The following is a 19,994-nucleotide window of genomic DNA, read 5'->3' as shown; positions in this document are numbered from 1 at the left end:
TGAGTGGCAAGAAGTATAGCCGCTGGCGGTAAAGAGGAAGAGGTGTGACGGGGTTGTCGCCCAAAAAGCAAAAGGCCAGCACAAGGCTGGCCTTTACTCAGACGACCCGAAGGATTATTTCAGACCGGCAGCATCGCGCAGAACCTGCGCTTTGTCGGTTTTTTCCCACGGGAAGTGTTCGCGACCAAAGTGACCGTAAGCGGCGGTCTCTTTGTAGATCGGGTGCAGCAGATCCAGCATCTGGATCAGGCCGTACGGACGCAGGTCGAAGAACTCACGTACCAGCAGGGTAAGCTGCTCGGTTGCGATTTTCTCAGTGCCGAAGGTTTCCACCATGATGGAGGTTGGCTCGGCGACGCCAATCGCGTAGGACACCTGGATCTCGCAACGGTCAGCAAGACCTGCGGCCACGATGTTTTTCGCAACGTAACGCGCGGCGTACGCAGCCGAACGGTCAACTTTAGACGGGTCTTTACCGGAGAACGCGCCGCCGCCGTGGCGCGCCATGCCGCCGTAGGTATCGACGATGATCTTACGACCAGTCAGACCGCAGTCGCCCATCGGTCCGCCGATAACGAAACGGCCCGTCGGGTTAATGAAGTATTTGGTGGATTCGTTCAGCCATTCAGCAGGCAGAACCGGCTTAATAATCTCTTCCATGACGGCTTCGTGGAGCGCGTGCTGCTCGATATCTTCAGCGTGCTGCGTAGAGAGCACGACCGCATCGATACCCACAATTTTGCCGGCGTCATACTGGAAGGTGACCTGGCTTTTCGCATCCGGGCGCAGCCACGGCAGCGTGCCGTTTTTACGCACTTCAGCCTGACGCTGTACCAGACGGTGCGCATAGGTCACCGGCGCTGGCATCAGCACGTCGGTTTCGTTGGTGGCGTAACCGAACATCAGGCCCTGGTCGCCCGCGCCCTGCTCAAGCGGGTCGGTGCGGTCAACGCCCTGGTTAATGTCCGGGGACTGTTTGCCGATGGCGCTCAGTACGGCGCAAGAGTTAGCGTCAAAGCCCATATCGGAATGAACGTAGCCGATGTCGCGGACGGTTTTGCGGGTAATCTCTTCGATATCAACCCACGCGCTGGTGGTGATTTCACCGCCGACCAGCACCATACCGGTTTTCACGTATGTTTCGCACGCCACGCGCGCTTTCGGATCCTGCTCAAGAATAGCGTCCAGCACTGCATCGGAGATCTGGTCCGCAATTTTATCGGGATGTCCCTCTGAGACGGATTCAGAGGTAAAAAGATGTTTTGCCATGTTTTGTTTCACCCTGGATAAATCAATTGGCTCAGCATACCGTGTGTCGGTGCCATCTTAGAAGAAAATTCTGCGGCCATGCAGGTAAACACACAGGAAGGCTAAGTGTTAATCGGTATAGATGGATTAACATCTGGATGGCTATTCTAGGTTAAATCTTAATCCGATTTCCAGCAGTTTTTGATGCCTCAAACGCAGCGGTGGCAATTATTCCTGACAAGGGTGGCAAAGGGGGCTTTTTTGTTTTGCTTTTTACCCCTGTTCCCGGTATAAAACGGCGCGCGCGGCTTCTGCAAAAAAGCACATGGAATCAATCTCCGTGTCGCCACTTCCAGCCGGGCTGAGAGTGAATTTTAGCTTTGGCTTATCGCTGGTCACACAAGGGCTGGCGTGGAGGTGATACCAGATAATGAACCGTCGTTATTCGCTTAATCTGCCATGCCATTCTGGCGTGCGTTTTTCCCCCGCAACCTGCATCTCTTTTTTGCAAACCTGCCGATGTTCTACCCATCTCGGCGCTTCTCAGGATTCCCGGGCCGGTCAAGGCTTGCGATAACTGAACAAGGGCTCTCCTGACGTCAGGAGTTTTCTCGTGGTTTCGCCGACCCGTCATACGGAGTTCGGTTACGTGTTTTACAATGATATGAATAAGAAACCGGTCGCGCGGCAGGGTGGTCAGCACTATGTGCTGGATAACTCTGCTGTTTATGGGTTGTTATCACAGTGTAACGCTGCGATAGTAGTTAACTGTTTTACACTTTCTTCACAAATTTGAGGTTCGCTATGTCTGACGACATCTTTGCATCTTCGCCTTCGTCAGCGGGCGAACAGGGTGTACTACGTTCCATGCAGGAGGTTGCAATGAGCTCCCAGGAAGCCAGCAAGATGCTGCGTACTTACAATATTGCCTGGTGGGGCAATAACTACTACGACGTCAACGAACTGGGCCATATCAGCGTATGCCCCGATCCGGACGTCCCCGAAGCGCGCGTCGATCTCGCGAGGCTGGTTAAGGAGCGCGAAGCCCAGGGCCAACGCCTGCCGGCGCTGTTCTGCTTCCCGCAGATCCTGCAACATCGCCTGCGTTCTATTAACGCGGCGTTCAAGCGCGCCCGTGAATCCTATGGTTATCACGGCGATTACTTCCTGGTGTACCCGATTAAGGTAAACCAACATCGTCGCGTCATTGAATCTCTCATCCACTCCGGCGAGCCGCTGGGCCTGGAAGCCGGCTCCAAAGCGGAGCTGATGGCGGTGCTGGCGCACGCGGGCATGACCCGCAGCGTTATCGTCTGTAACGGCTATAAAGACCGCGAATACATTCGTCTGGCGCTGATCGGCGAGAAGATGGGCCACAAGGTCTATCTGGTCATCGAGAAAATGTCGGAAATTAAAATCGTGCTGGAAGAGGCCGAGCGCCTGAACGTTATCCCGCGCCTTGGCGTGCGTGCGCGTCTGGCGTCACAGGGGTCCGGCAAGTGGCAATCTTCCGGCGGCGAGAAATCGAAATTCGGCCTCGCGGCGACGCAGGTGTTGCAGCTTGTAGAGATGCTGCGTGAGGCGGACCGTCTGGAAAGCCTGCAACTGTTGCACTTCCATCTCGGTTCGCAGATGGCCAACATTCGCGACATCGCAACCGGCGTACGTGAATCCGCCCGCTTCTACGTTGAGCTGCATAAGCTTGGTGTGAATATTCAGTGCTTCGACGTGGGCGGCGGCTTGGGCGTGGATTATGAAGGCACCCGTTCGCAGTCCGATTGCTCTGTCAACTACGGGCTGAATGAATACGCTAACAACATTATTTGGGCTATTGGCGATGCGTGTGAAGAAAACGGCTTGCCGCACCCGACGGTGATAACCGAATCGGGCCGGGCGGTGACCGCGCACCACACAGTGCTGGTGTCTAATATTATCGGCGTTGAGCGTAACGAATATACCGAGCCGAGTGCACCAGCAGAAGACGCCCAGCGTCCGCTGCAAAGCATGTGGGAAACCTGGCAGGAGATGCATGAGCCGGGTACGCGCCGTTCGCTGCGTGAATGGCTGCACGACAGCCAGATGGATCTGCACGATATTCACACCGGCTATTCATCAGGGTCGTATACGTTACAGGAGCGTGCCTGGGCGGAACAGCTTTACCTGAGCCTCTGCCAGGAAGTGCAAAAGCAGCTCGATCCGCAAAACCGCGCGCATCGCCCGATTATCGATGAATTGCAGGAGCGCATGGCGGATAAGATCTACGTCAACTTCTCGCTGTTCCAGTCGATGCCGGATGCCTGGGGTATTGATCAACTCTTCCCGGTGCTGCCGCTGGAAGGGCTGAATCATGCGCCAACGCGCCGCGGCGTGCTGCTCGATATTACCTGCGACTCCGACGGCACCATCGATCACTATGTCGATGGCGACGGCATTGCGACCACCATGCCGCTGCCGGAATACGATCCAGAAAACCCGCCGCCGCTGGGCTTCTTTATGGTAGGCGCGTATCAGGAGATCCTGGGCAACATGCATAACCTCTTTGGTGATACCGAAGCGGTGGACGTGTTTGTGTTCCCGGATGGCAGCGTAGAAGTGGAGCTTTCCGACGAAGGCGACACCGTGGCCGATATGCTGCGCTACGTACAGCTTGACCCGGATACGCTGCTGACGCACTTCCGCGATCAGGTCAAACAGACCGATCTGGATGCGACGCTGCAACAGCAGTTCCTGGAAGAGTTCGAGAGTGGTCTTTACGGCTACACCTATCTGGAAGACGAGTAACCGCACGTGCCCGGTGGCGCGCTATTCACCGGGCCTTCGAGCGTACGTCTGACAAGGCGAAGCGGCTTCTTGTGGGTGAAATGTCGCCAGTGCGGCATTTGCTATACTCACTTGAACCCGTCTGTATTAACGGCGATAATTCGCGCCAATCAGCGATTCAAAAATCAATCCCTTCCTCGTCGGGTTTAACGACGCGGAGGGGATTTTTTTTATCTAACGTCTCAACCTTAAACAAGAGGTCAGATTCATGAACACCTTAGGCCATCAGTACGACAACTCCCTGGTTTCCAACGCCTTTGGTTTTTTACGCCTGCCGCTCAACTTCATGCCATATGAAAGCGACGCTGAGTGGGTGATTACCGGTATTCCGTTCGACATGGCAACCTCCGGCCGTGCGGGCAGCCGCTTCGGACCTGCCGCCATCCGTCAGGTTTCGACCAACCTGGCATGGGAAGGCAACCGCTTCCCGTGGGATTTCGATATGCGCCAGCGCCTGAACGTCGTGGATTGCGGCGATCTGGTGTATGCCTTTGGCGACGCGCGCGAAATGAGCGAAAAACTGCAGGCGCACGCGGAAAAACTGCTGGCAGCCGGTAAGCGTATGCTCTCTTTTGGCGGTGACCATTTCGTGACGCTGCCGCTGCTGCGCGCGCACGCGAAGCACTTCGGGAAAATGGCGCTGGTTCATTTCGATGCGCATACCGACACCTACGCGAATGGCTGCGAATTTGACCACGGCACCATGTTCTACACCGCGCCGAACGAAGGCCTGATCGACCCGACCCGCTCTGTGCAGATCGGCATTCGTACCGAATTCGACAAAGATAACGGCTTTACCGTGCTGGACGCGCCGCAGGTGAACGACCGTACTGTGGATGATGTGGTTGCGCAGGTGAAACAGATTGTCGGCGATATGCCGGTTTACCTGACCTTTGATATCGACTGTCTGGATCCGGCCTTTGCACCAGGCACCGGTACGCCGGTTATCGGCGGCCTGACCTCCGATCGTGCGCTGAAACTGCTGCGCGGCATTCAGGATCTGAACATCGTCGGTATGGATATCGTCGAAGTTGCGCCGGCATACGATCAGTCTGATATCACGGCGCTTGCCGCGGCGACGCTGGCGCTGGAGATGCTCTACATCCAGGCTGCGAAGAAAGGCGAGTAAATGCTGTGTTGCCCGGTGGCGCTGCGCTTACCGGGCTAACAAAATGGCAATACCGTCATCATGCCGTAGGCGAAACTGCTCTGCGGCATGACAATATCTCACTTAATCCCATCGGCCTTCATGCGATCGCGAATGTGTTGCGCGCGCGCTTCAGAAGCCGGGTGATCGTCAAACATCGAGCTTTGACGGCCTTTTTCGAGCTTCGCCAGTTTCTCAAAGCTTGTGGCGAGGCCCGACGGATTGATGCCACGCTTACGCAGCAGATCGTAGGAGTAGTCATCCGCCTCGGACTCCTGACGCTGTGAGAACTGCGCATTCACGAGCTGTTCGCCGAGTTCGCCAATCTGCGACTGCGACAGGCTGCCGACGATGCCGCCTGCAGACGCCGCCGCGCCGCGTACTGCGTTGGTGCCAAGCGCCACCTGCATTCCGCGTTTCACATGGCCGAGCGCGACGTGGCCCATTTCGTGCCCGATCACCGCTTCCACTTCGTTATCGCTCATCATATCCATCAGACCGCTATATACGCGGATACAGCCGTTCGCCATCGCAAACGCATTGACGTCTTTTTCCAGGTAAACCTTATAGTTCACCGGCTGGCCATTGATGTTGTCGCCCAGCGCCGCGGCGATTTTATTCAGTCGCTGCGTATATTGGCTGTTCGCGGGCGCGATTTTCGCTTTGCTGTCCTGCTTTTTACAGGCTTCGTCGCTCAGCGCTTTCACCTGCGCGTCACTTAAGGTATAGGCCTGGAACGCCTCGGCACCTGAACTTAGCAGGCCGTTAGAATTCATGTTTTGGCAACCGCTCAGCAGGACTGCTGCGGTCATACTCAGTGCTATCGCGCGCATTTTCATCGTAAGCCTTCCACGCTCCGTTTGAGGTATTCATTGACCATCGCCGCGAACGGTTTCGCTGGCTTGCGGCTAAGTATAAAGAGGTTTGCGCATGCGCGGCGAGCAAGTTGCGCAAACCGCGACCGGCTTCCAGAGATTTCTTATCGGACAAAAGGATGCTCCATGTACATGCCCAGCCGCTTGGGTTACATTGTGGGACAATTTTTCGGGCGTAGCCCATAACGCGTAGTAGTCAAGCCGTTAACAAGGCGTGGCCTTCAACTATCCGATCTGGAGTCAAAATGTCCTCTCGTAAAGAGCTTGCCAATGCTATTCGTGCGCTCAGCATGGACGCAGTACAAAAAGCCAAATCCGGCCATCCGGGTGCCCCGATGGGCATGGCTGACATTGCCGAAGTCCTGTGGCGTGATTTCCTGAACCATAACCCGCAGAACCCTTCCTGGGCAGACCGCGACCGTTTTGTGCTGTCTAACGGTCATGGCTCTATGCTGATTTACAGCCTGCTGCACCTCACCGGTTATGATCTGCCGATTGAAGAACTGAAAAACTTCCGTCAGCTGCACTCTAAAACGCCGGGGCATCCGGAAGTCGGTTACACGCCGGGCGTGGAAACGACGACGGGGCCGCTCGGGCAGGGCATCGCGAACGCTGTCGGTATGGCTATTGCCGAACGCACGCTGGCGGCGCAGTTCAACCGTCCGGGACATGACATTGTTGACCATTACACCTACGCCTTTATGGGCGACGGTTGCATGATGGAAGGCATCTCCCACGAAGTTTGCTCCCTGGCCGGTACGCTGGGTCTTGGTAAACTGGTAGCGTTCTACGACGACAACGGCATCTCTATCGACGGCCACATTGAAGGCTGGTTCACTGACGATACCGCGAAACGCTTTGAAGCCTACGGCTGGCACGTTGTGCGTGGCGTTGACGGTCACAACGCAGATTCCATTAAACGCGCTATCGAAGAAGCACGTTCCGTTACCGACAAACCGTCTCTGCTGATGTGCAAAACCGTCATCGGTTTCGGTTCGCCGAACAAAGCTGGTACGCACGACTCCCACGGCGCGCCGCTGGGCGAGGCTGAAGTCGCAGCGACCCGCGAGCAACTGGGCTGGAAATACGAACCATTTGTTATCCCGCAGGAAATTTACGCGCAGTGGGATGCCAAAGAGATGGGCCAGGTAAAAGAAAGCGCCTGGAACGAAAAATTCGCTGCCTACACGAAAGCGTTCCCGCAGGAAGCGGCTGAATTCACCCGTCGTATGAAAGGCGAAATGCCGTCCGACTTTGCGGCTAAAGCGCAGGCGTTCATTGCTAATCTGCAGGCAAACCCGGCGAAAATCGCCAGCCGTAAAGCGTCTCAGAATGCCATCGAAGCTTTCGGCAAACTGCTGCCGGAATTCCTGGGCGGCTCTGCTGACCTCGCCCCGAGCAACCTGACTATCTGGTCTGGTTCTAAAGCTATTAATGAAGATGCTGCGGGCAACTACATTCATTACGGCGTGCGCGAATTCGGTATGACCGCTATCGCGAACGGTATTGCGCTGCACGGCGGTTTCCTGCCATACACCTCGACTTTCCTGATGTTCGTGGAATATGCCCGTAACGCAGTACGTATGGCGGCGCTGATGAAACAGCGTCAGGTGATGGTTTATACCCACGACTCGATCGGTCTTGGCGAAGATGGCCCGACTCACCAGCCTGTTGAACAGCTGGCGGCCCTGCGCGTGACCCCGAACATGAGCACATGGCGTCCGTGTGACCAGGTAGAATCTGCCGTGGCGTGGAAATACGCTGTTGAGCGTCACGATGGCCCGACCGCGCTGATTTTCTCCCGTCAGAACCTGGCGCAGCAGCCGCGTAGCGAGCAGCAACTGGCGGATATCGCCCGTGGCGCGTACGTTCTGAAAGATTGCGACGGCCAGCCGCAGCTGATCTTCATCGCGACCGGTTCAGAAGTTGAACTGGCGGTTGCCGCAGCCGATAAACTGGCAGCGGAAGGCGTGAAAGCCCGCGTGGTCTCTATGCCGTCCACCGACGTGTTCGACAAACAGGATGCGGCATACCGCGAAGCCGTGTTGCCGAAAGCGGTGAGCGCGCGCGTAGCGATTGAAGCGGGTATCGCTGATTACTGGTTCAAATATGTTGGCCTGAACGGCGCGGTAGTGGGCATGACCACCTTCGGGGAATCGGCCCCGGCTGAGCAGCTGTTTGAAGAGTTCGGCTTTACCGTAGATAACGTAGTAAGCCAGGCGAAAGCGATTCTGTAATCGTTCGCCACTGATGAAAACGGGAGGCCACTGGCCTCCCTTTTTTTTGGTCTCAGTCGCCCGGATATTTTTCGCGTAACGCACGGGCAGTCGGCGTGTCGTCATAGTCTGAAATCTGCCAGTCGCGGTACGCCAGCAGATCGTCTGCCATTTCCTGAATCACCGCGTTGAGTTCAAGCCGCGTCTGCCAGTGCTCGGGAATTGCCGTCAGGCCATACATCGCGCCCAGCAGATTGCCGGCAATCGCGCCAGTGGAATCGGAATCGCCGCTGTGATTCACCGCCATCAAGACGCCCTCTTCAAACGAGCGGGCGCGCAGCGCGCAATAAACCGCGATGGCGAGCGCTTCTTCCGCGACCCAGCCTTCGCCGAGTGCGCTAACAGGCTCTTCAGCTGAGCGCGGCGAACCGGCAAGCTCGCGGGCACGTTCAAGCACACGCCGCGTTTCGTCATGGCCGGGTGCACGGACTAACAATGCGACTGCACCATCCAGGGCTGTCTCCAGCGGTACGTCCTTAACGAGCTGGAAAATCAATGCCGCCAGCACACCGCCGGTAAGATACCCGGTCGGATGACCGTGCGTGAGTGCCGCAAGCTGGCAGCCGGTATCAAACGCGGCCTGCAGGCCATCTTGTTCAGGGTATCGCACATAAAACAGGCCTACTGGCCCTACGCGCATCACACCGCCGCACCCTTTGCTATGGTTACGGGCAGGCTCCCCGAAAGCACGCATTTCGCGCAGCGCGGTGAGGCAAGTCGCACCCGGCGCGCGTGGATGGAAGAGGGCCTCGTGGCGGATTAGCCAGCCAGAAAGCGAGGCCGTATCCAGCAGATCGTGTCGGTTGCGCTCGCCCTGCGTCAGTAGCCAGCGCAAATAAGCATGGGCAGTGACGGACGTGAACGCCGGGCCGATGCCGCGCACAGACGCGCGTGTCCACGCTCGTAGTAACCCTTCGGCGGTAAACAATGTCATCTGGGTATCGTCGGTGATTTTACCTTTTCCGCCCCAGGCGTGTTCGTAATCCTTTACGCCTGGCGCGCCGTAGCGCGTGATAATTTCCGACAGGCTCAAAAATTCAACCGGACCGCCAAGCGCATCCCCCACCGCGCCGCCGAGCAGGCAGCCGCGAAAACGTGCGCGTAGATTCGGTACGTTTTCGTACTGTTCTGGATACGTCATCTTTTTCCCTTTGTTAACGTGAAGCGATGCCCATTTCAGGAAGAGGGCATGCTGCGTAACCCTTACTTTCTCGCAGGATGCGTACTTTTTCATCCGTTATCGAAAATCAAACGTGTAACTATGGAATTTATTCCGGAAAAAATGTGATGCAGGTCAGAAGTTGGTTTCATTTCGCTGCGTTATCATTCCTTTTATTCCATGTTTCGCTTATTCTTGCTGAAGCGTTTCAGTCGAATGATTGTTCGACAATCCATCAAACGGTTGTAGTTTGTGACGGGCGAGGATTCCCCTGGAAAGGCGGCTGCATTACTCTGTCGGCCTCTTCATAACCGGGATTCTGGCAGGAGATATATGACCTTACGCGTAGCGATTAATGGCTTCGGTCGCATCGGGCGCAACGTAGTTCGTGCGTTGTATGAGTCCGGCCGTCGCGCGGAAATCAGTGTGGTCGCCATTAATGAACTGGCCGACGCAGCGGGCATCGCGCATTTACTGAAGTATGACACGAGTCATGGCCGCTTCGCGTGGGATGTTCGCCAGGAAGGAGAGCAGCTCTGGATTGGCAATGATGTGATCCGTCTGCTGCATGAGCCTGAGATCCCAGCGCTCCCCTGGAAAGCGCTGAATGTCGACGTTGTGCTTGATTGCACCGGGGTGTATGGCAGCCGCGCCGATGGCATCGCCCATCTGGAAGCGGGCGCACGAAAGGTCCTTTTCTCACATCCTGGCGGCAATGACCTCGACGCAACGGTTGTTTACGGCGTCAACGAAGATGCGCTGCGCGCGGAGCATCGAATCATTTCTAACGCCTCCTGCACGACCAACTGCATTATTCCCATCATTAAGCTGCTTGACGACGCGTTCGGGATTGAATCCGGCACCGTGACGACCATTCATTCTGCAATGCACGATCAACAGGTTATCGATGCCTATCATCCGGATTTGCGCCGCACACGGGCGGCGAGTCAGTCCATCATTCCGGTCGATACTAAGCTTGCAGCGGGTATAACGCGTATTTTTCCTAAATTTCATGACCGTTTTGAGGCTATTGCCGTGCGCGTGCCTACTATTAACGTGACGGCGATTGATTTAAGCGTGACGGTGCAAAAAGCAGTAAAAGCCCATGAAGTCAACCTGTTGCTGCAAAAAGCGGCACAGGGTGCATTTCATGGTATAGTTGACTATACGGAATTACCGTTGGTCTCAACAGATTTTAACCACGATCCACACAGCGCCATTGTGGACGGCACCCAAACAAGGGTGAGTGGAGCGCACCTGATTAAAACGCTGGTCTGGTGCGATAACGAATGGGGCTTCGCTAACCGGATGCTCGACACCACGTTAGCGATGGCAGCTATTGGTTTCAGGTAAGGTGTCCTGCGTTACTGCTTTCGGGCTGTACATAGGGCATCTGCAAAACTTTAAGAATCAACGAGAGGATTCACCATGTCTGTAATTAAGATGACCGATCTGGATCTGGCAGGTAAACGCGTTCTGATCCGTGCCGATCTCAACGTTCCGGTAAAAGAGGGTAAAGTTACCTCTGATGCGCGTATCCGCGCGTCTCTGCCGACCATCGAACTGGCTCTGAAACAGGGCGCTAAAGTGATGGTGACCTCCCACCTGGGTCGCCCGACCGAAGGCGAATACAACGAAGAATTCTCTCTGCTGCCGGTAGTGAACTACCTGAAAGACAAACTGAACGCGCCGGTTCGTCTGGCGAAAGATTACCTCGACGGCGTTGAAGTTGCTGAAGGCGAGTTGGTGGTTCTGGAAAACGTTCGCTTTAACAAAGGCGAGAAGAAAGACGACGAAACGCTGTCCAAAAAATACGCCGCGCTGTGTGACGTATTTGTCATGGATGCGTTTGGTACCGCGCACCGCGCGCAGGCATCCACCCATGGCGTAGGTAAATTCGCTGATGTGGCATGCGCAGGCCCGCTGCTGGCAGAAGAACTGGACGCGCTGGGTAAAGCGCTGAAAGAGCCGGCTCGACCGATGGTCGCCATCGTTGGTGGTTCTAAAGTTTCTACCAAACTGACCGTGCTGGATTCCCTGTCTAAAATCGCTGACCAGCTGATCGTCGGCGGCGGCATCGCTAACACCTTCGTTGCAGCCCAGGGCCACAACGTGGGTAAATCCCTGTACGAAGCCGATCTGGTTGATGAAGCTAAGCGTCTGCTGACCACCTGCGATATCCCGGTCCCGACTGATGTTCGCGTGGCGACTGAGTTCTCTGAAACCGCGCCGGCTACCCTGAAATCTGTTTCTGATATCAAAGACGAAGAGCAGATTCTGGATATGGGTGACGTTTCCGCTGAAAAACTGGCTGAAATCCTGAAAAACGCCAAAACTATTCTGTGGAACGGCCCGGTTGGTGTGTTCGAATTCCCGAACTTCCGCAAAGGTACTGAAATTGTGGCTCGCGCCATCGCAGAAAGCGACGCATTCTCCATCGCGGGCGGCGGCGACACTCTGGCCGCTATCGACATGTTCGGCATCGCCGACAAGATCTCCTACATCTCCACTGGCGGCGGCGCGTTCCTCGAATTCGTGGAAGGCAAAGTATTGCCGGCAGTTGCGATGCTCGAAGAGCGCGCAAAGCAGTAATTTAAGCAGGCGGGGTTTCCCGCCTCTTTTTCAGCGTGCCTGAAAGCTCGCTTACCCTTTTCAACGGTCGAAGATACACATACAGGACAACGAAACATGTCTAAAATTTTTGATTTCGTCAAACCGGGCGTCGTGACTGGCGACGACGTACAGAAAGTATTCCAGGTAGCTAAAGAAAACCATTTCGCGCTGCCGGCAGTTAACTGCGTGGGTACCGATTCCATCAACGCCGTACTGGAAACCGCTGCGAAAGTAAAAGCGCCGGTTATCGTTCAGTTCTCTAACGGCGGTGCCGCGTTTATCGCAGGCAAAGGCTTTAAAGGCGAAGGCCAGCAGGCGGCTATTCTGGGTGCTATTTCTGGCGCGCACCACGTTCACCAGATGGCTGAACACTATGGCGTGCCGGTTATTCTGCACACTGACCACTGCGCGAAGAAACTGCTGCCGTGGATCGACGGTCTTCTGGACGCGGGTGAAAAACACTTTGCCGCTACCGGCAAACCGCTGTTCTCTTCTCACATGATTGACCTGTCTGAAGAGTCTCTGGAAGAGAACATCGAAATCTGTTCCAAATACCTGGAGCGCATGTCCAAAATGGGCATGACCCTGGAAATCGAACTGGGCTGCACTGGCGGTGAAGAAGATGGCGTGGACAACAGCCATATGGACGCATCTGCGCTGTACACTCAGCCGGAAGACGTTGACTATGCGTACACCAAACTGAACGCTATCAGCCACCGTTTCACCATTGCCGCATCCTTCGGTAACGTGCACGGCGTTTACAAGCCGGGTAACGTTAAGCTGACCCCGACCATCCTGCGCGACTCTCAGGATTATGTTTCTAAGAAACACAACCTGCCGCACAACAGCCTGAACTTCGTGTTCCACGGCGGTTCCGGTTCTTCCGCTCAGGAAATCAAAGATTCCGTCAGCTACGGCGTTATCAAAATGAACATCGATACTGACACCCAGTGGGCAACCTGGGAAGGTATCCTGAAGTACTACAAAGAAAACGAAGCTTACCTGCAGGGTCAGTTGGGCAACCCGAAAGGCGAAGATCAGCCGAACAAGAAATACTACGATCCGCGCGTATGGCTGCGCGCTGCGCAGGCGAGCATGGTGACTCGTCTGGAGCAGGCTTTCAAAGAGCTGAACGCGGTCGACGTACTGTAATTTTCTTTACCGTATCGCCCCAAAAGGCCCACCTCTGGTGGGCCTTTCTTTTTTGAATATCAACACAATAGGAATCTGATTCAAGCCCTGCTGACTGGCAGAGCGCAGAGGTTTTGTTTACCCTTTAACAATCCTCGCTGCCTCATTCAGGCAGTTTATTAATTACCCGACCAGGGGAAAGGATCGCGAATGGATGATTTACATGTAATAGACAGTATCAACAACGCAGGCGGCTGGCTGGTGCGCAACCAGGCGCTGTTTATCAGTTATGCCGTGAATATTGTCGCGGCAATTGCCATCATTATTGTCGGGATGATGGTGGCGCGCGCTATCTCTAATGCGCTTAACCGTGTCATGGTTGCCCGCCATATTGACGCGACGGTCGCCGATTTCCTCTCAGCGCTTGTCCGTTATGGGATTATCGCTTTTACGCTGATTGCCGCACTGGGACGTGTTGGCGTTCAGACGGCCTCGGTTATCGCTGTGCTCGGTGCGGCGGGTCTGGCCGTCGGTCTGGCGTTACAGGGCTCGCTTTCAAACCTCGCGGCAGGCGTGTTGCTGGTGACTTTCCGCCCCTTCCGTGCGGGTGAATATGTTGATCTTGGCGGCGTGGCAGGCTCCGTGCTGAATGTACAAATCTTCTCCACCACCCTTCGTACGCCGGATGGCCGTATTGTTGTGGTGCCGAACGGGAAAATCATTGCCGGCAACATTATCAACTTCTCGCGCGAGCCGGTGCGCCGTAATGAATTGATCATCGGTGTTTCTTACGACGCCGATATCGATAAAGTTCGCGCGCTGCTGACGGAAATTATTCAGTCTGACGAACGTATCCTGAAAGACCGTGAAATGACCGTGCGCATGCATGAGCTGGGCGCCTCATCTGTTAACTTCGTGATCCGCATCTGGAGCAAAAGCAGCGATCTGCAGGTAGTGTACTGGGACGTGCTGGAGCGTGTTAAGAAAACACTGGATGCCAACAATATCGGCATTCCTTATCCACAGATGGATGTGCACTACAAACCCGTCAAAGTGGATGTTGAAGAAAACGTTCAGCCGAAGCCAGGCATTATCACGCAGCCTGAAGCGCCGCAGGAAAAACCGGCCGACGGCCAGTAATCCTTACAATGGCCTGCCTTGCGCAGGCCTTTTTTTATCTCTTAATATTAAAATCCCTTATTAGCGATTAATATTATTCGTTTTTGCTAATGAAAACGCCCCTCTACACTGAGCATATACACTCTTAATTATTCAGGAATGCAACGTGTTAACTTTTTATTTTCAGGGGATTGCCCTTGGGGCAGCGATGATCCTGCCGCTTGGCCCGCAAAATGCGTTTGTGCTGAATCAGGGCATTCGCCGTCAGTATCACCTGATGATTGCCTCACTGTGCGCGTTAAGCGATATCGTTTTAATCTGTGCCGGTATTTTTGGTGGTAGCGCTATTCTGATGCAGTCCCCGTGGTTGCTGGCGCTCGTCACCTGGGGCGGCGTGGCGTTTTTACTCTGGTATGGCTTTGGGGCATTCAGAACCGCGATGAGCGGAGATCCTGAACTCGCCTCGGCAGAAGTGATGAAGCAGGGGAGAATTCGCATCATCACGACGATGCTTGCTGTCACCTGGCTTAATCCGCACGTCTATCTTGATACGTTTGTGGTACTCGGCAGCCTGGGCGGTCAGCTGGATGCCTTGCCAAAACGCGCGTTCGCGCTGGGAACCATCAGCGCGTCGATTATCTGGTTTTTCAGCCTCGCATTGCTTGCCGCCTGGCTTGCTCCGCGGCTTCGCACCGTACGGGCGCAACGGACGATAAATCTGCTGGTGGGACTGGTGATGTGGTTTATTGCCTTTCAGCTAGCGCGCGACGGGGTAAATCATCTGTCTGCGCTCGGCCACTAAGCCTTCTCCGATAGACATTCGGCGCCGACCCGCTAAGCTTGCAGGCAGATGCCCGACTGTCTCTGGCGGGCGGTTTCACTTGCACGCAGCATGGAGGAGTAACAGTGAAGTTTAAAGTGATGGCCCTTGCGGCAATGATTGGTTTCGGCGCGGCGTCCGTTCAGGCGAATGAACTGCCCAACGGTCCGCATATCGTCACCTCCGGCACGGCGAGCGTAGATGCAGTACCGGATATCGCGACGCTGGCCATTGAGGTCAACGTGTCCGCCAAAGACGCGGCGACCGCCAAAAAACAAGCGGACGATCGCGTGGCGCAGTATCTGACTTACCTGCAAAACAATGGCGTTGAGAAAAAAGATGTCAACGCCGCTAACCTGCGTACTCAGCCGGAATATGAATATCTCAAGGATGGGAAAACCCAGCTGAAAGGCTATCGCGCGGTGCGCACTGTCGATGTAACGTTGCGCAAGCTCGATAAACTGAATGAATTGCTGGATGGCGCCCTGAAGGCCGGACTGAATGAAATTCGCTCCGTTTCCTTAGGCGTGGCGCACCCGGACGAATATAAAGACAAAGCGCGCAAAGCGGCTATCGACGACGCGGTGCGTCAGGCTCAGCAGCTCGCCAGTGGTTTCAACAGCAAGCTTGGCCCGGTCTATAGCGTGCGTTATCACGTCTCGAATTATCAGCCGACGCCGATGATGCGCATGATGAAAGCCGAAGCGGCAGCGCCTGCTTCCGCACAGGACACCTACGATCAGCAGACCATTCAGTTTGACGATCAGGTGGACGTGGTGTTTGAGCTTCAGCCTGCCGGGGCGCAGAGCGGTACGACAAACCAGAACGCCGCACCTGCGGCAACCAGCGCGCAGCAATAAACGAAAACCCGCCTTCAGGCGGGTTTTTTAATCCTGACGCAGTACCTTGTGCCCATACTCCAGCAACGCATCGGTCACTTTGCGCATCATGCGGCTCTCTGGCGCAAAGCGGTGCCAGTAAAGCATCCGGCGCTGATATAGCCCCGGCGTGAGATCGATAAGCTCACCGCTTTGCAGCTCTTTTTCTATCTGCAGATGCGGGATCATACAGCAGGTGGTGCCCTGACGGGCCAACTGTACAAAGGCTTCCGATGAGTTAACGATATGGCAAGGCACGCTGCCCGGCGGTAAATCGAAATTCTGCTGTAAAAACGCCTGATGCATATCATCCAGGTGATCGAACGCGACAGCCGGCGCTTTAAGAAGCGACGCGCGCGTGACGCCGTTCGGGAAATAGCGATCCGCAAACGCTTTTGAGGCGACGAACAGATAATCCAGCGCACCCAGTTGGTCAACGAGACAGCTTGGCAGCGCCTGTGGCTGAATACTCACCGCGCCGACAACTTCACCACGACGCAACCGCTCCTGGGTGCGGGTTTCATCTTCCACCTGCAAATTAAGGCGTACAGGGGAATCTGCGAGCACTGGCGCCAGCGCCGGCAAAAGCCAGGTCGCGAGACTGTCGGCGTTGACCGCGAGCGACAGCAGGAGCGGCGTCGAACCGGTCTGTTCATCACCGAGCCACTCTTCTTCGAGCAATTCTACCTGACGCAGCAGCGCCAGCAGTTTTTGTCCTTGCTCGGTGGGGCGCGGCGGCACGGTACGCACCAGTAACGGCTGACCAAAGGTGTTTTCCAGCTGTTTAATGCGTTGCGATACGGCGGACTGCGTAATACACAGCTTTTGTGCGGCGCGCTCAAAACCGCGCTCTCGAATAACCGCATCCAGCGCCTGTAGTGTTCTGTAGTCCGGGCGTTTCATTTCTGTGGTGTGCTCCCTGTCTCGTTCTGTTTCGCACTATGACATAAATTTGCGTCGGATACAGACCCAAACGCAAACATCGGAGCTGTCCCGCAGAATGACTGCCCCATTGAGCGGCGGCTTGTTTTATAATGCGCCACAGTTTTCACACCACAGGCAAAACTCTCATGACGCAGGATGAACTTAAAAAAGCCGTCGGCTGGGCCGCGCTTCAGTATGTCGAGCCGGGCACGATTGTTGGCGTAGGCACTGGCTCTACCGCGGCGCATTTTATCGACGCGCTGGGCACCATGAAAAACGAGATTGAAGGCGCGGTGTCGAGCTCTGACGCCTCGACCGAAAAACTGAAAAGTTTAGGCATCACCGTTTTCGATCTTAACGAGGTGGATTCTCTTGGCATTTATGTGGATGGTGCGGATGAGATAAACGACCAGATGCAGATGATCAAAGGCGGCGGCGCGGCGTTAACACGCGAGAAAATTATCGCGTCGGTGGCTCAAAAGTTCATCTGCATTGCAGATGCATCTAAGCAGGTTGATATCCTTGGCAACTTCCCGCTGCCGGTTGAGGTGATCCCGATGGCGCGCAGCGCGGTTGCGCGTCAGCTGGTGAAACTTGGCGGGCGTCCGGAATATCGTCAGGGCGTGATGACTGACAACGGCAACGTGATCCTCGATGTCCACGGCATGACGATTCTGGATCCCATTGCGCTTGAGAATGCGATTAATGCTATTCCGGGCGTGGTGACTGTCGGCCTCTTTGCCAACCGTGGCGCGGATGTCGCGCTCATCGGCACCGCCGACGGCGTGAAAACCATCGTAAAATGATCTGACCGGGGCGCAGCGGCGCCCCGTTGATAAAAAAATTTCCCCACCTAAAATTTGGTGACATCTCTCACATTTTTGTTTCCATCCTGTTAATCCTTCCGTCATATTTCTGCCGCGCCATATTTTCTTCTGCCTTTTATCCTGCCGTGATATTTCTTCAACATCGCGACGCAAACGTTCATATTGCCGGGACCGGAAATTTTGATATGTTGACAGAAGGCTGGCTTATTTCAGCTTCATCACAGTTCAGACAAGACAGGGTCGTGAAATGGCAAAAGTATCGCTGGAGAAAGACAAAATTAAATTCTTGCTGGTGGAAGGCGTTCACCAGAAAGCCATCGATAGCCTGCGCGCCGCAGGTTATACCAATATTGAATACCATAAGGGCGCGCTCGACAGCGAACAGCTGAAAGCGTCCATCCGTGATGCGCATTTCATCGGCTTACGATCCCGTACTCATCTGACAGAAGAGATTTTTGCCGCGGCGGAAAAACTGGTGGCGGTAGGCTGTTTTTGTATCGGCACCAATCAGGTGGATTTGCATGCGGCGGCAAAGCGCGGCATTCCCGTCTTTAACGCGCCGTTTTCTAACACCCGCTCGGTCGCCGAACTGGTAATTGGCGAGTTGCTGCTACTGCTGCGCGGTATTCCGGAAGCAAACGCCAAGGCGCATCGCGGGATCTGGAATAAGCTGGCAACGGGCTCTTTTGAGGCGCGTGGTAAAAAGCTCGGGATTATCGGTTACGGCCATATCGGCACCCAGCTTGGCATCCTGGCAGAATCGCTGGGCATGAATGTCTTTTTCTACGACATCGAAAGCAAATTGCCGCTTGGTAACGCGACACAGGTACAGCATCTCTCCGATCTGCTCAACATGAGTGATGTGGTGAGCCTGCACGTGCCGGAAAATGCGTCGACGAAGAATATGATTGGCACAGAAGAATTGGCCCTGATGAAGCCTGGCGCGCTGCTTATTAACGCCGCGCGCGGCACGGTGGTGGATATTCCGGCGCTGTGCGACGCGCTATCCCGTAAACATCTCGCGGGTGCGGCCATTGACGTATTCCCGGTCGAGCCTGCCACCAACAGCGATCCGTTTAATTCGCCGCTCTGCGAGTTTGATAACGTTATCCTGACGCCGCACATCGGTGGCTCCACGCAGGAAGCGCAGGAAAATATTGGCCTGGAAGTAGCGGGTAAGCTTGCTAAGTACTCTGATAACGGCTCAACGCTCTCGGCAGTGAACTTCCCGGAGGTGTCTCTGCCGTTGCATGGCGGGAGCGTCAGTCGTCTGCTGCACATTCACGAAAACCGTCCCGGCGTGCTGACGGCAATTAACCAGATTTTCGCCGAGCAAGGCATTAACATTGCCGCACAGTATCTGCAAACCACGCCGCAGATGGGCTATGTCGTGATTGATGTGGACGCGCCAGAAGAGGTTGCGAATAAAGCGCTGCAAAGCATGAAGGCGATTCAGGGCACAATCCGCGCCCGTATGCTTTACTGATTTCGATTGCCGGGCGCCCGGCCTGTACAGCCGTTCACAACGCCGGGCAAGCGTAAGCGCTGCCCGGTTTTTTTTACCAGAGCCAACATTTCTGCGGTGTCACCACCGCAGGCAGTGGAATATCCCACTCTTCCACAGGCAGGCTTTCAACCTGCTGGCAGTCGTGCGCGTAACCCACCGGGAAAAACCCGTGGGCGCGCCAGTTCTGCAATGTGCGATCGTAAAATCCGCCGCCCATGCCGAGGCGTTGGCCCTGACGGTCAAACGCGACCAGTGGCGTTATCAACACATCAAGCCGGTCCAGCGGGAGGACATGGCGCACATCCAGCGCAGGCTCAAGGATTTTCAGACGATTCGTCGCAAGCAGGCTATCTGGCAGATAACGCAGGAACAGCAAATTGCCGCGGCTAAAAGGGTGGAGGACGGGCAGGTAAACTTGTTTTCCGGCGCGCCACAATCCTTCGATGAGCGGGCGGGTATCCAGTTCGCCGTCAAAAGAGAGAAACACCGCGACGGTATGCGCTTTGATAACCGGCGCGAAACCCAACATGCGCGCGGCGGCCTGTTCGGCAAAATGTGCCTGCTGTTCAGCAGTCAGCGCACGACGCTGTTGACGGATTTCTTTACGGATTTGCTGACGAAGATCTGGCGTTATGGGAAGTTGCGTCATG

At 55.3% G+C, this 19,994-nt stretch carries 18 protein-coding genes; 13 read left to right on the top strand and 5 right to left on the bottom strand.

Annotated features, from left to right (window positions below; genetic code table 11):
* Window positions 1-114: 114 nt before the first annotated feature.
* On the bottom strand, window positions 115-1,269 hold the full coding sequence (metK, locus tag AFK62_RS16260; RefSeq protein ID WP_053532030.1) for a methionine adenosyltransferase: 1,155 nt from the start codon (window positions 1,267-1,269) through the stop codon (window positions 115-117).
* A 409-nt stretch (window positions 1,270-1,678) separates the two neighbouring features.
* On the opposite strand from metK, the gene AFK62_RS23145 reads away from it, so the two are divergent.
* From AFK62_RS23145 to speB, 4 genes are all read left to right on the top strand, one after another.
* A complete protein-coding gene (locus AFK62_RS23145; protein ID WP_420864731.1) occupies window positions 1,679-1,825 on the top strand; it encodes a hypothetical protein in 147 nt (48 codons plus the stop codon).
* 87 nt (window positions 1,826-1,912) lie between these two features.
* Complete coding sequence (yqgB, locus tag AFK62_RS22290) at window positions 1,913-2,044, top strand: acid stress response protein YqgB (protein ID WP_129232840.1); 132 nt, start codon at window positions 1,913-1,915, stop codon at window positions 2,042-2,044.
* A gap of 8 nt (window positions 2,045-2,052) precedes the next feature.
* Entirely contained in the window at window positions 2,053-4,029 is a 1,977-nt protein-coding gene (gene speA / locus AFK62_RS16255; protein ID WP_053532029.1) for a biosynthetic arginine decarboxylase, read from the top strand.
* Between the two features lie 247 nt (window positions 4,030-4,276).
* Entirely contained in the window at window positions 4,277-5,197 is a 921-nt protein-coding gene (gene speB / locus AFK62_RS16250; protein ID WP_007669228.1) for an agmatinase, read from the top strand.
* Between the two features lie 98 nt (window positions 5,198-5,295).
* Here the strand turns inward: speB and loiP are convergent, their stop codons facing one another.
* Complete coding sequence (gene loiP / locus AFK62_RS16245; protein ID WP_032984207.1) at window positions 5,296-6,054, bottom strand: metalloprotease LoiP; 759 nt, start codon at window positions 6,052-6,054, stop codon at window positions 5,296-5,298.
* Window positions 6,055-6,335: 281 nt separating this feature from the next.
* Here loiP and tkt point away from each other — a divergent pair, with 281 nt between their 5' ends.
* A complete protein-coding gene (gene tkt / locus AFK62_RS16240; protein ID WP_007669223.1) occupies window positions 6,336-8,327 on the top strand; it encodes a transketolase in 1,992 nt (663 codons plus the stop codon).
* A 52-nt stretch (window positions 8,328-8,379) separates the two neighbouring features.
* Here tkt and AFK62_RS16235 read toward each other — a convergent pair whose 3' ends face one another.
* Entirely contained in the window at window positions 8,380-9,507 is a 1,128-nt protein-coding gene (locus tag AFK62_RS16235) for an ADP-ribosylglycohydrolase family protein (RefSeq protein WP_007669221.1), read from the bottom strand.
* Between the two features lie 351 nt (window positions 9,508-9,858).
* On the opposite strand from AFK62_RS16235, the gene epd reads away from it, so the two are divergent.
* The 6 genes from epd to AFK62_RS16205 all read left to right on the top strand — a co-directional run bounded on the left by epd (window position 9,859) and on the right by AFK62_RS16205 (window position 16,068).
* Entirely contained in the window at window positions 9,859-10,878 is a 1,020-nt protein-coding gene (epd, locus tag AFK62_RS16230) for an erythrose-4-phosphate dehydrogenase (protein ID WP_007669216.1), read from the top strand.
* A gap of 75 nt (window positions 10,879-10,953) precedes the next feature.
* The gene (gene pgk, locus AFK62_RS16225) at window positions 10,954-12,117 is read left to right on the top strand and encodes a phosphoglycerate kinase (protein ID WP_007669209.1); all 1,164 of its coding nucleotides are present in this window, start codon (window positions 10,954-10,956) and stop codon (window positions 12,115-12,117) included.
* Window positions 12,118-12,213: 96 nt separating this feature from the next.
* The gene (gene fbaA / locus AFK62_RS16220; RefSeq protein ID WP_007669203.1) at window positions 12,214-13,290 is read left to right on the top strand and encodes a class II fructose-bisphosphate aldolase; all 1,077 of its coding nucleotides are present in this window, start codon (window positions 12,214-12,216) and stop codon (window positions 13,288-13,290) included.
* A 189-nt stretch (window positions 13,291-13,479) separates the two neighbouring features.
* Window positions 13,480-14,409 (top strand): small-conductance mechanosensitive channel MscS, encoded by a 930-nt coding sequence (locus tag AFK62_RS16215; RefSeq protein ID WP_007669201.1) that lies wholly within the window; start codon window positions 13,480-13,482, stop codon window positions 14,407-14,409.
* A 145-nt stretch (window positions 14,410-14,554) separates the two neighbouring features.
* Window positions 14,555-15,190 carry an arginine exporter ArgO gene (gene argO, locus AFK62_RS16210; RefSeq protein WP_053532028.1) on the top strand — a complete coding sequence of 212 codons (636 nt, stop codon included), beginning with the start codon at window positions 14,555-14,557 and terminating at the stop codon, window positions 15,188-15,190.
* A gap of 104 nt (window positions 15,191-15,294) precedes the next feature.
* Window positions 15,295-16,068, top strand: coding sequence for an oxidative stress defense protein (locus tag AFK62_RS16205; RefSeq protein ID WP_007669195.1), 774 nt, complete (start codon window positions 15,295-15,297; stop codon window positions 16,066-16,068).
* Between the two features lie 27 nt (window positions 16,069-16,095).
* On the opposite strand, the gene argP is transcribed toward AFK62_RS16205, so the two are convergent.
* Window positions 16,096-16,989: a DNA-binding transcriptional regulator ArgP gene (argP, locus tag AFK62_RS16200; RefSeq protein WP_007669194.1), complete on the bottom strand. Its 894-nt coding sequence runs from the start codon at window positions 16,987-16,989 to the stop codon at window positions 16,096-16,098.
* A 167-nt stretch (window positions 16,990-17,156) separates the two neighbouring features.
* Between argP and rpiA the strand changes: the two genes are divergently transcribed.
* A complete protein-coding gene (gene rpiA, locus AFK62_RS16195) occupies window positions 17,157-17,816 on the top strand; it encodes a ribose-5-phosphate isomerase RpiA (RefSeq protein ID WP_007669193.1) in 660 nt (219 codons plus the stop codon).
* Between the two features lie 268 nt (window positions 17,817-18,084).
* The gene (gene serA, locus AFK62_RS16190) at window positions 18,085-19,323 is read left to right on the top strand and encodes a phosphoglycerate dehydrogenase (protein WP_007669192.1); all 1,239 of its coding nucleotides are present in this window, start codon (window positions 18,085-18,087) and stop codon (window positions 19,321-19,323) included.
* Between the two features lie 73 nt (window positions 19,324-19,396).
* Here the strand turns inward: serA and AFK62_RS16185 are convergent, their stop codons facing one another.
* Window positions 19,397-19,993, bottom strand: a complete 597-nt coding sequence (locus tag AFK62_RS16185) for a 5-formyltetrahydrofolate cyclo-ligase (RefSeq protein ID WP_007669180.1) — start codon at window positions 19,991-19,993, stop codon at window positions 19,397-19,399.
* Window position 19,994 lies beyond the last annotated feature (1 nt).

This window comes from Cronobacter condimenti 1330 (assembly GCF_001277255.1).
Lineage (GTDB): Bacteria > Pseudomonadota > Gammaproteobacteria > Enterobacterales > Enterobacteriaceae > Cronobacter > Cronobacter condimenti.
The sequence above is the reverse complement of the archived record's forward strand: the minus strand, read 5'-3'. Positions and strand labels throughout refer to the sequence as shown.